The organism is Bacillus sp. LBG-1-113 (genome assembly GCF_020708615.1).
Taxonomy (GTDB): Bacteria; Bacillota; Bacilli; order Bacillales; family Bacillaceae; genus Bacillus; species Bacillus mojavensis.
The window spans coordinates 133,552-145,860 of record NZ_JAJFDG010000006.1 but is presented as its reverse complement, the minus strand read 5'-3'; the positions used below and the strand labels follow the sequence as shown (position 1 = coordinate 145,860).

At 41.8% G+C, this 12,309-nt stretch carries 10 protein-coding genes; all 10 read left to right on the top strand.

Annotated elements, in window-relative coordinates:
• The first annotated feature begins 135 nt into the window (after window positions 1-135).
• The 10 genes from LJF29_RS15305 (at window position 136) to mgfK (ending at window position 12,297) form a co-directional block, all read left to right on the top strand.
• Window positions 136-864: a lipoprotein YvcA gene (locus tag LJF29_RS15305; RefSeq protein ID WP_229149398.1), complete on the top strand. Its 729-nt coding sequence runs from the start codon at window positions 136-138 to the stop codon at window positions 862-864.
• Window position 865: 1 nt separating this feature from the next.
• The gene (locus LJF29_RS15300; protein ID WP_229149397.1) at window positions 866-2,776 is read left to right on the top strand and encodes a DUF6792 domain-containing protein; all 1,911 of its coding nucleotides are present in this window, start codon (window positions 866-868) and stop codon (window positions 2,774-2,776) included.
• 14 nt (window positions 2,777-2,790) lie between these two features.
• A complete protein-coding gene (locus tag LJF29_RS15295; protein WP_010332006.1) occupies window positions 2,791-3,150 on the top strand; it encodes a hypothetical protein in 360 nt (119 codons plus the stop codon).
• A 178-nt stretch (window positions 3,151-3,328) separates the two neighbouring features.
• Window positions 3,329-5,092 (top strand): ABC transporter ATP-binding protein, encoded by a 1,764-nt coding sequence (locus tag LJF29_RS15290; RefSeq protein ID WP_229149396.1) that lies wholly within the window; start codon window positions 3,329-3,331, stop codon window positions 5,090-5,092.
• 127 nt (window positions 5,093-5,219) lie between these two features.
• Entirely contained in the window at window positions 5,220-6,674 is a 1,455-nt protein-coding gene (locus LJF29_RS15285) for a tetratricopeptide repeat protein (protein WP_229149394.1), read from the top strand.
• Between the two features lie 381 nt (window positions 6,675-7,055).
• A complete protein-coding gene (cwlO, locus tag LJF29_RS15280) occupies window positions 7,056-8,465 on the top strand; it encodes a peptidoglycan DL-endopeptidase CwlO (RefSeq protein ID WP_010332003.1) in 1,410 nt (469 codons plus the stop codon).
• Window positions 8,466-8,683: 218 nt separating this feature from the next.
• Window positions 8,684-9,634 (top strand): thioredoxin-disulfide reductase, encoded by a 951-nt coding sequence (gene trxB, locus LJF29_RS15275; protein ID WP_229149393.1) that lies wholly within the window; start codon window positions 8,684-8,686, stop codon window positions 9,632-9,634.
• Between the two features lie 319 nt (window positions 9,635-9,953).
• Complete coding sequence (locus LJF29_RS15270; RefSeq protein ID WP_081638370.1) at window positions 9,954-10,430, top strand: 8-oxo-dGTP diphosphatase; 477 nt, start codon at window positions 9,954-9,956, stop codon at window positions 10,428-10,430.
• A gap of 24 nt (window positions 10,431-10,454) precedes the next feature.
• Entirely contained in the window at window positions 10,455-11,342 is an 888-nt protein-coding gene (rapZ, locus tag LJF29_RS15265; RefSeq protein ID WP_010332000.1) for an RNase adapter RapZ, read from the top strand.
• 1 nt (window position 11,343) lies between these two features.
• A complete protein-coding gene (mgfK, locus tag LJF29_RS15260) occupies window positions 11,344-12,297 on the top strand; it encodes a gluconeogenesis morphogenetic factor (RefSeq protein WP_229149499.1) in 954 nt (317 codons plus the stop codon).
• The last annotated feature ends 12 nt before the right edge of the window (window positions 12,298-12,309 follow it).

Sequence of the window (12,309 nt, the reverse complement as noted above, 5' to 3'; positions counted from 1 at the left end):
CATGTCTGATTTCCTATTTATCCAAATTCCGCCATGATGTAACATGGAAAAGGATAATATAATCACCCCGTAACCGGGTCAATAGTAGTACTTTTGAAAAATAGAATCATCTCACAAAACCCTTGGAGGTTCGTAATGAAAAAGATTATCTTTATTTGCTTCAGCTTATTACTTGCCCTGACAGGAGGATGCAGTATGAACGACAACGAAAAAAACAGCAAAAACAATGAAAATAAAACAGAAGCCGTAAAACCAAAAGACATGGACCCAAAAGACTTGCCGCAAGTTCCCGCGTTTCAGGACGAGAGAACGAGAGAGTACATGGTGTCAACGAAGGAAGAAGAGCCTGGGTACTATTTGCTTGAATCTAAGTTGAAAGGATTTAGGATGTTATTTCCGGAGGACGCGGAGTATCTATCAAGAAGATCATCTTTAACTGGGAGAAACAAAGAAAGTATTGGATTTAATAGTTATGATAAAGACACCAATGTAATGTTTGATGGCCATGTAACATATTACAAAGAAGAAAGTTTTGTGAATGAACCTGAGACAATGTTAGATATTGTTAGTGGAAAAAATGATTATAAAGGTGAATACAAAAAAAGTAGCAAAAAGAAAACGGACATCTACTTTGCTAAGAAAAAAGACATCTTTGACGATATTGATAGAAAATATAATTATTCATACAGTTACTTCGGATATGTGAAATCTACAGAAGAAGATAACTTAGGAGTAGAATACGCCTTTACTTTCGGATGCAAAAATGAAAATCAACCATGCTCCTTAAATGAAGAAAAGGCTAAAAATAAAGTAGAGAAATTAATTAATTCTATCACCTTTTTAATAGATAAAAAGGAGAAATAAGATGGAAAATAAAAATGTATTTGAGAATGAGAACGTAAAGTTACGACTAATTGATTTAGAATATGACTATAAACAAAAGTTTGCCTCAATCAATGCAAGTGAAGTTAAGGAAGCCAAATCGGATTTCGAAGCAGATGTACGCAGAATTTATAAAGAAGAAACACACCGTGATCTTCCAGAGAATACAAAAATTGAAATATACACCTCCAGTGAACTTGTAAACCAGAATACAAGTATAGAAAGTTCGACCAGAGAATCAGGTTACGATGGGACGGCAATCCATATAATAGATACGAAAAAACATATCGATCAGCTTCATATTATTTCAGAAGGCAGTGCTGATAATAAGGATTGGTCGTATAACTTTTTTGGTCTTTTTTTAGGAATCGATCATAGTCAGTATGAGGCTACAAAGGAGTTTGCTAAAAAAGCAAAGAAAGCAGCAGGTGACTCTGAGGATTTAAAAACATTCGCCTTAGGACATTCACTTGCTAATAATAACCAAGTAATGGTGCAATTGATTAATGGAGAATATGATGAAGTTTATGGTGTAAATGGGGCTCAAGTCAATATCGATCAATTACTTGAAACTGATGAAAGTTTATATAGATATGTTATTAGAAAATTTAGTTATAAATATGAAGATATTGATTCTATACCACCAGAGAAGTTAAAAAAAGAAATCCAAAAATATTATGAAGACAAAGGCGTCACAGCAAACATCACCCAACGCATATCAAAAGATGACCCGCTGTACGGAGTCAGCGGCAAGGCGGATTTCATTACATTCGGCGATGTGAAGATGGCGGATACGAACACAAGTGTGAAAGGCATCCGAAACATTATGGATGGGATTCCTGATGAAGACGTAAGGTCGATGCAGGAATACCTTCAAAAATATAAGGGTGACTATGAAAAAGACGGCTTAAACGGTTTTATAAAAGCAGCCAGCGGGATAGACATAGAATTGATAGAAAAAGTAAAGCATACAGACGGCGTTTTAGCGAAAGCAAGTGTTATTTATGAAAATTTTGATGATGTTAAGCAAATGTATGGCCGAATTAAAGAGCAGCTGCCAGCCTTTTTAGGTTTTCTTCACACCCTGTTGGGGAACAGCGGGCCTATTGTAGATCAGCTTGCTGAAAATGATTATATTGATGATACACAGAAAAAAGTCATAAAAAAAGAGTTATCTAATCTTAATGCGAGTATGAAAGGTATAGAATTACAATACGATGATTTCATTGATCATCTAAAGCATGGCCAATTCACGCAAGCTCTAAATGATGTTGGTAAAATTGTGGAGTATGTAAAATCAATGATTTCTTCTTTTGAAACACTCGACGCAGAAACAAAAGACGCATTAAAACTCATCGTCGACGGCCACAGCATCGTTCAAATGTTGAACGCATTATCAAAGGAAAAAGGCTTCAGCTATAAAGGCTCCGATATTTACTTTACAGGGAAGAGCGGCTCGGGAGAAACAATTAAAGTCAATATCTCGTCAGCTGTCAGAATCTATCAAAACGGCATGAAGATCGTTGAAGATATGGAAGATGCGATTTCTGCGTACCAAAAGGTATTCCGGCAGGAAATCGATGAAGAGTTTATAGACAAAAAACAGGCAATCATCACGGCGATTCAACATATGGAAGAAAACCCTTCGCAATATGCATTCGATCTTCAATTCCGGCTTGCGGCCGGTTTCAGTCACACATTCGATAAATTAGAGAAAATATCAGTTCATGAATCGTTCCATACAGGTGCACTCCCTGCTAATGACGGAATTGTTGCAGAACTCAAAAAACAGACAACGGAAAAAAAGAATTTTATCAAAAATATCCGCGAGAGCATCGAAAAGCTATTTGAAAAAGAAGAAATGATCTCACAGTTATTCGATTTTCAGCCTTAGGAGGAATAGACAGAGTGACTTCCTTATTTTCAGAAAGTGAAACAGAAGTTGTATCAACCACCTATATGTTTCTAACCCATGACGAAATGAAGGGGAAAGCAGGCAGTCTCAATAAACCCATCAACGACATTCTCAGCCTGACTAAAAAATTTGAGTCTGCATTAAAAGAAGAAATCAAAGGGCAAAAAGGAATGATTGTCAAAAAAATAAAAGAAGAGCTTGAATCGAAAAGCGAAAAGCAGAAGACTGCACTTCAAACGATAAAAGAAGAGCATACTGCAAAGGTTGACCGGTTCAAAATGATCATTGAGGACCTGAGACAGCAAGATGTTACCTTAACGTACCGAAAAAAGAAGCCTGAAAAGGATCTATAATATGAAACGTCTCCTATTCAAGTCATGAATAGGGGATTTTTATTTTCATTGAACAAGAAAAATATACTGAAAAAGTCTCTCTCCATTGATATGATTTAGAAAGAGTAAAAATAATCCTATTATATTCCGTTCAACCTTGCTGACCGCGTAAAGGGATTGAAACAGGAGGAAAAATACTATGCCAACACAGCAACCTAAAAGAAAATTCAAAGCTTTTTTTGCATTAGTGAAACAGACAAACCCATCCTATGGAAAGCTCGCCTTTGCGCTGATTCTCAGTATTGTCACAACACTGGTCAGCCTGCTGATTCCTCTATTAACGAAACAGCTTGTCGACGGTTTTTCCATGTCAGCGCTGTCCGGCACGCAAATCGGGCTGATTGCGCTCGTTTTTCTTATCCAAGCCGCTTTAAGCGCCTACGCTACATACGCACTAAACTATAGCGGGCAAAAAATCATCTCTGGGCTAAGGGATTTATTATGGAAGAAATTAATTAAGCTTCCTGTATCTTATTTCGATACTAACGCTTCCGGTGAAACTGTCAGCCGGGTCACGAATGATACGATGGTGGTAAAAGAGCTGATTACCAGCCATATCAGCGGATTTATAACAGGCATCATTTCGGTCATTGGATCACTCACCATCTTATTCATTATGAACTGGAAGCTGACGCTGCTTGTTTTAGTTGTTGTTCCATTAGCAGCTTTGATCCTAGTGCCGATCGGGCAGAAGATGTTTTCCATTTCTCGGGAAACCCAAGATGAAACCGCACGTTTTACGGGATTGCTGAATCAAATCCTTCCGGAAATCAGGCTTGTGAAGGCTTCAAATGCAGAGGAAGTCGAATACAGACGCGGGAAACTGGGGATTTCTTCATTATTCCAGCTTGGGGTTCGTGAGGCGAAGGTGCAATCGCTTGTCGGACCGCTTATTTCTCTCGTATTAATGGCTGCGCTCGTGGCTGTTATTGGGTACGGCGGTATGCAGGTGTCATCAGGCGAATTGACTGCCGGGGCACTCGTGGCTTTTATTTTATATTTGTTTCAAATCATTATGCCGATGGGCCAGATTACAACGTTCTTCACACAGCTGCAAAAATCAATCGGTGCAACAGAACGGATGATTGAGATTTTGGCAGAGGAAGAGGAAGATACCGTCACAGGAAACCAAATTGACAACGCGCATCTGCCTATCCGGCTCGATCATGTGTCCTTTGGCTATAATGCTGAGCAGCTGATCTTGAAGGATATCAGCGCTGTTATTGAAGCGGGAAAAGTAACAGCAATTGTTGGACCGAGCGGCGGCGGAAAAACCACGCTGTTTAAGCTGCTTGAGCGTTTCTATTCTCCGACTGAAGGGACCATTCGGCTGGGAGATAAGCCGGTGGATACGTATTCGCTCGAATCGTGGCGTCAGCATATCGGCTATGTGTCACAGGAAAGTCCGTTAATGTCGGGAACGATCAGAGACAATATTTGTTATGGGCTAGAACGCGAGGTAACGGATGCCGACATCGAAAAAGCAGCGGAGATGGCATACGCTCTTAATTTTATTAAGGAGCTGCCGAATCAGCTTGATACTGAAGTGGGTGAACGCGGCATCATGCTGTCGGGCGGACAGAGACAAAGAATTGCGATTGCCAGGGCGCTTCTCCGGGACCCGAGCATCCTGATGCTTGATGAAGCGACTTCCAGCCTCGACAGTCAATCTGAAAAATCAGTGCAGCAGGCACTTGAGGTGCTGATGGAAGGCCGGACAACAATTGTCATCGCTCACCGCTTATCGACTGTTGTAGATGCAGATCAGCTATTATTTGTTGAAAAAGGGGAAATTACGGGACGGGGCACGCACCATGAATTAATGGCTTCCCATGACCTTTACAGAGATTTTGCTGAACAGCAGCTGAAAATGAATGCGGATTTAGAAAACAAAGCCGGGTAAATTCTGGTTGATTCAGCCAGTAAAAAAAAGAGGAGGGATTTTCCCAATCCTTCCTTTTGAACTATTGAGGAGCTTACGATTTATGGTATACTACTGACGGTAATATTGTATAAAACGGAGGGTAGTTGTGGGAAAACACACTTCTGAACATAAAAATCACGCACAAATTGTCCAGCTGCTTCAAGATGGACATTATTTTTTTCATAAAGGTTTGAAGGCGTATAAAGAACGCAATTTGAAGCGGGCAAGCAAACTGATCCAGCGCGCGGTTCATTTGGAGCCGAAGGATTCAGAGATGCTTTCGCAGCTTGCGGTCATTTATTCAGAAATGGGGCAATACCAGGAATCAAACGATCTGCTTGATTATATTTTGGCGAATCTGGAGACGGAAATGCCGGAATGTCATTATTTTAAAGCAAATAACTTTGCCCATCTGGGACTCTTTCAGGAAGCTTATAAAGAAGCTGCAGCTTATTCAGATGCTGATCCGGACGGTGAATTTTCCGAAGAGAATGATAGTCTGCTTGATCTGCTTGATTTAGGAGACGGCGGGCCTGAGGATTCTCTATATGATCAGGATGAATTGCTTATCAAACAAGACCGGGCGAAGTCATTGCTTGAAAGCGGTCAGCTTGCTGAAGCTGTTGCGGCTCTTGAGGAAATCACAAATGAATATCCTGAGCTTTGGTCCGCTTATAATAATCTCGCCCTTGCCCACTTTTATTCCGGCAATGTTGTGAAAGCGAAACAAACGGCTTATCAAGTGCTGAATAATAATGAAGGAAATCTTCACGCTTTATGTAATCTTCTCGTTTTCTACTATTATGAAAGAGAAGATGAAAAGGTGGCAGAGCTGAGTGATCAGCTTTCAAATGTATATCCGATGTTATTTGAACAGCGCTATAAACTGGGTGCCACCCTGTCGCTTGTCGGCCGCTATGATATCGGGTACAAATGGCTCAGATCACTATATAAAAGCGGTTTTGAAGGAGACGATACATTCTATTACTGGCTCTCGTGCTCTGCTTACTTTACGGGCCATACAGAATTTGCCGAAACGGTATGGAGAAAAGTCGAATCGCAATATCCCGGAGCGGACCGTCCGGCTCCATGGGTTGAGCGGCGGGAAGTACTTCCTTCGTCAGTGGAACAGCGATTGGCTGCCTATTACATCAGCAGCACCAAGGGTGAAACGGAGCATCTTGAAGCGGTGATACGCTCGAAGCGCATCACCGCTCCGTTTGAAAACCATTTCGTTAAGCTGCTCTTGCACGGAGATTCCGCAGCAGCAGATGTGTCAGAGGATGCGCTTTTTGCTTATCAGACGGTTAAATTGCTGGAAGAAGCAGAACAGAATGAGATGAAAACAGAAGTCATGAGCTGCTGGGTATTCCATGTGATACAGCAAATCCGCGCAGCGGGGCCGCTGAAAAATGTAAGCGGATGGGCTGCTGCTATCTACTATATTTGGAAAGAAGCTCATGGCAAACATGACACCAAAAAAGAAACGGCAGCCCAATTTGGCATCTCTCCGGCCACTTTGACGAAATATATGAAATATATTGATGATATTTTAGAATAGTATATTTATGGAGAGTTGATTCGCAGAATCAACTCTTTTTTTATTCTATAAATTATATTTTAAAAATAATATCGACAGGTTTTTTATCAATTTAAGAAAGATGACAAATGATGTGCAACCTGACATCTGTTTGAAACACAAATGTAATAAAATTTATCGCTAATTTGTCGAAACTTGATGGTATAATGATTCTCGTACATAAGGAATTAGTGTTTTTTACATATGATGTGAAATAAACGCTATACACCCAGAATAAGAGATGCACAGAATAATTAACCATAAACAATCATCATTCCTCGTAGAATATGAGGAACGAAACTTGATGTTCAAAATACAATTCCAAATGAGATCAGGTTCACAGTAAAAGGGAGGATATAAAAAGTGAGAAAGAGTTTATTGACACTTGGTTTGGCTTCCGTCATCGGGACAAGCAGTTTTTTGATCCCATTTACAAGTAAAACTGCATCGGCGGAAACATTAGATGAAAAGAAACAGAAAATCGAAAGCAAGCAATCTGAGGTTGCTTCCAGCATTGAAGCGAAGGAAAAAGAATTAACTGAGCTTCAGGAAAACCAATCAAAGATTGAAAAAGAACTGAAAGACATTAACGCTAAGGCGCTCGATACAAGCAATAAAATCGAAGATAAAAAAGAAGAAAACGATAAAACGAAGAAAGAAATCAAAGAACTGAAAAAAGAGATTAAAGAAACAGAAGCACGCATCGAAAAGCGTAACGAAATCCTGAAAAAACGCGTTCGTTCTTTACAGGAAAGCGGCGGATCTCAAGGATACATAGATGTACTTTTAGGATCAACAAGCTTTGGTGATTTTATCTCACGCGCTACTGCGGTTTCATCTATTGTTGATGCAGACAAAGATTTAATCAAGCAGCAAGAGCAGGATAAAGCGAAGCTTGAAGACTCTGAAGCAGATCTGAATGATAAGCTGAAAGAAGTACAAGCTGCATTGGCTAAGTTAGAAACAATGCAAAAGGACCTTGATAAACAGCTAGATGAAAAAGACAAGCTTTTCGACGAAGCAAAAGACAGCCAGAAGAAAACGGCTGCGGCGATTTCTGAATTAAAATCAGAAGCGTCTGAACTTGCAAATCAAAAAGCAGATACTGAAGCAGAACAAGCACGCATCAAAAAACAACAAGAAGCTGCGGCTGCTTTGATCAAAAAGCAGGAAGAAGCTCAAAAAGCATCTGATGAAACACAAACAGATGGCCAAACAGCTACAACTGAAACAGCAAAAGCTAGCTCATCTGATGATGATTCTTCAGACAACTCTTCTAGCGGTTCATCAAACAGTTCGTCTAACGGGTCGTCTTCTAAGAAGCACAGCAGCTCAAACAGCAATTCAGGCGGCACTGTCATCAGCAACTCAGGCGGCATTGAAGGTGCGATCAGCGTTGGTTCAAGCATTGTCGGACAATCTCCGTACAAGTTTGGCGGCGGACGCACTCAGTCTGATATCAACAACCGTATTTTTGACTGCTCATCATTCGTTCGCTGGGCTTACGCTTCTGCAGGTGTCAACCTTGGACCTGTCGGCGGAACAACGACTGATACTTTAGTTGGAAGAGGACAAGCTGTTAGCGCGTCAGACATGAAACGTGGAGACTTAGTTTTCTTTGACACATACAAAACAAATGGTCACGTTGGAATCTACTTAGGAAACGGTACGTTCCTGAACGACAATACATCTCATGGTGTCTCTGTCGACTCTATGAACAACGTGTACTGGAAAAAAGCATTCAAAGGCGTTGTAAGACGTGTTGTTCAATAATAAATAAGACAAGGGCCTTCTATGGACAGAAGGCTCTTTCTTTATTAATATACATACCCTTTTGAAATACATTTAATCGCGTTTCGAAAAAAATGAGCAAAAAAATGGCGTATCACCATGAGATTTTATAGGATATGGGTAAGGAATACGTTTGATGGGGATTCTTATCTTATAAGGAAGAGCCCAACTCGAAAAGACGTTTTAAGGAGTGAGTGAGTGTGTCAGAAGAAAAAATATATGACGTGATTATTATCGGCGCGGGTCCTGCTGGGATGACGGCCGCTGTATACACATCTAGAGCAAACTTATCGACATTAATGATTGAAAGAGGAATTCCGGGCGGCCAAATGGCAAACACGGAAGATGTGGAGAACTATCCTGGTTTCGAAAGCATCCTCGGACCTGAGCTTTCCAACAAAATGTTTGAACACGCGAAGAAATTCGGCGCGGAATACGCTTATGGCGATATTAAAGAAATTGTGGACGGCAAAGAGTACAAAGTTGTGAAAGCCGGTTCAAAAGAATATAAAGCACGTGCTGTTATCATTGCCGCAGGTGCAGAGTATAAAAAAATCGGCGTGCCTGGCGAAAAAGAATTGGGCGGCCGCGGTGTTTCGTATTGTGCAGTATGTGACGGCGCTTTCTTTAAAGGCAAAGAGCTGGTTGTTGTCGGCGGAGGGGACTCAGCGGTTGAAGAAGGCGTGTACTTAACACGTTTCGCTTCAAAAGTAACGATCGTTCACAGACGTGACAAACTCCGTGCGCAAAGCATTCTCCAAGCGAGAGCGTTTGATAATGAAAAAGTAGATTTCTTATGGAATAAAACCGTGAAGGAAATTCATGAGGAAAACGGCAAAGTCGGCAAAGTGATGCTTGTGGATACGGTAACCGGTGAAGAAAGTGAATTCACAACAGACGGCGTATTCATTTATATCGGTATGCTTCCTCTGTCTAAACCGTTTGAAAACCTTGGCATCACGAATGAAGAAGGCTACATCGAAACCAACGACCGAATGGAAACAAAGGTTGAAGGGATTTTCGCAGCCGGAGACATTCGTGAAAAATCATTGCGCCAAATCGTAACGGCTACAGGAGATGGAAGTATTGCGGCACAAAGCGTACAGCATTATGTCGAAGAGCTCCAGGAAACGCTGAAAACCTTAAAATAAAAAAGGGCTGTCATACGAGTTTCACATAACGTTACTGGGTTTTAATTACGCTGTAACAGTTGTGTAAAACTTATCGGTTATGATTAATAAAGTAATTGACCCCCTTTTTATAATGAATACACTTTTGGCACGGATTCTCCAGTTATCCGTGTCCTTTTTTTGTCCAAAAATAAAAGACAATTTCCTTTCACAATAAAATCATCTGAACGCTGGGAAGAATATGCTGTAAAATAGAAGGAAAGATTGTCAATGTCTCTTCATTGTGAGAGGCATCTTGAAACGGTATAATAAAGAGACGATGACAGGACGAGAAGGTTAGGTGACGTACTTGCAAAGAGTGACAAATTGTGTTCTCAAGGCGGATGACAAAGTTCTTCTTCTCCAAAAGCCAAGACGCGGCTGGTGGGTCGCGCCGGGAGGCAAGATGGAGAGCGGAGAATCAGTCAGGGATTCCGTCATCAGAGAATTTAGAGAAGAGACAGGTATCTATATTATAAATCCTCAGCTAAAAGGCGTTTTTACCTTTATCATTAAAGACGGTGACCATATTGTGTCCGAGTGGATGATGTTTACGTTTGTCGCTGATTCCTATACGGGAGAGAACGTGTCTGAATCAGAGGAAGGCATTTTGCAGTGGCACAATGTGAAGGATATTCAAAACCTGCCTATGGCCCCGGGAGACGGCCATATCCTGGACTTTATGATGAAGGGACAAGGGCTGCTGCACGGCACATTTACGTATACACCGGAGTTTGAGCTGCTCAGTTATCGTTTAGATCCGCAGCATATCAAATAGAAAGACAAGTCAGGGGGGAGAAAGATGAGTGTTAGTGAATCACATGATATTCAGCTTGTCATTATAACCGGTATGTCGGGCGCGGGGAAAACCGTTGCGATTCAAAGCTTTGAGGATCTCGGGTACTTCTGCGTCGATAATCTGCCGCCTTCATTGCTTCCGAAATTTTTAGAGCTGATGAAGGAATCAAATTCGAAAATGAGCAAGGTCGCGCTTGTTATGGATTTGCGCGGCCGTGAATTTTTTGACCGGCTGATTGAGGCGCTGGATGAAATGGCGGAAAATCCGTGGATTACACCGCGAATTTTATTCCTGGACGCGAAGGATTCGATCCTCGTGACAAGATATAAAGAAACGAGACGTTCGCATCCGATGGCAGCGACTGGTCTTCCGCTCGAAGGCATCGCGCTGGAACGTGAGCTGCTTGAGGAATTAAAAGGCCGCTCTCAAATGATTTATGATACATCAGACATGAAGCCGCGCGATCTGCGCGAGAAAATCGTAAAGCATTTTGCGACAAACCAAGGCGAGACATTTACGGTAAATGTCATGTCATTTGGTTTTAAATACGGTATCCCCATTGATGCCGATCTCGTGTTTGATGTCAGATTTCTGCCGAACCCATATTATATCGAAAGCATGAGGCCGCTGACCGGAAAAGATGAAGAGGTATCGTCTTACGTCATGAAGTGGAACGAAACACAAAAGTTCAATGAAAAATTAATCGATTTACTCAGCTTTATGCTGCCGTCCTACAAAAGAGAAGGAAAGAGCCAGCTCGTCATTGCGATCGGCTGCACAGGGGGCCAGCACCGCTCTGTGACGCTTGCCGAGTATTTAGCTGACTATTTCAAAAAGGATTACTATACTCATGTTACTCACCGGGACATCGAAAAGAGAAGCCGGAAATAAGATGGAACAAAAATCGAAAATTGCCATCTTTGGCGGTGGCACGGGCCTTTCTGTATTGCTTCGGGGCTTAAAGCATAAACCCGTTGATATTACGGCGATTGTCACAGTTGCTGATGACGGAGGAAGCTCGGGGCGGCTGCGGAACGAACTGAAAATCCCGCCACCCGGAGACATCAGAAATGTGCTTGCCGCTTTATCCGATGTGGAGCCGCTAGTTGAGGATCTCTTTCAGCACCGCTTTAATAAGGGGAACGATTTAACGGGCCATTCACTCGGAAATTTAATTTTGGCAGCGATGACGAATATAACCGGTGATTTTTTTCACGCTGTCACAGAAATGAGCAAGGTGCTGAATGTAAGAGGAAAGGTGTTGCCGGCAGCCAATGCCAGTGTTGTTCTGCATGCCGAAATGGAAGACGGCCGCGTGGTCACAGGCGAGTCCACTATTCCGGAGTACGGCCAGCGTATTAAGCGCGTTTTTCTGACGCCTGAAAACATTGATCCGCTGCCGGAAACAATAGATGTGATCAGGGAAGCGGATCTGATTATTATCGGACCGGGAAGCCTATATACCAGTATTCTTCCCAATTTGCTCGTTCCAAAAATTGGAGAAGAAGTGATCAAGGCGCCGGCGAGAAAAGTATATATCTGCAACGTGATGACACAGCCCGGAGAAACGCTGCATTATACCGCTGCTGATCATGTGAAAGCGCTCAATCAGCATATGGGCTGCGGTTTTATCGATACCATACTGGTTAACAGTGAAGACATTCCTGACGAAATAAAACGTAAGTACGCAGTAGAATCGGCGCGTCCTGTTGATTTTGATATCGAAGAGCTGAAAGCAATGGGGCTTGAAGTTATCAGAGATCAAATCGTAACACATAAAAATGGCGTAATTCGTCACGATACACATAAAGTGGCCTCTCTTCTTGTCGATTTATTGAAAGAATGAAGCCTTGAAATG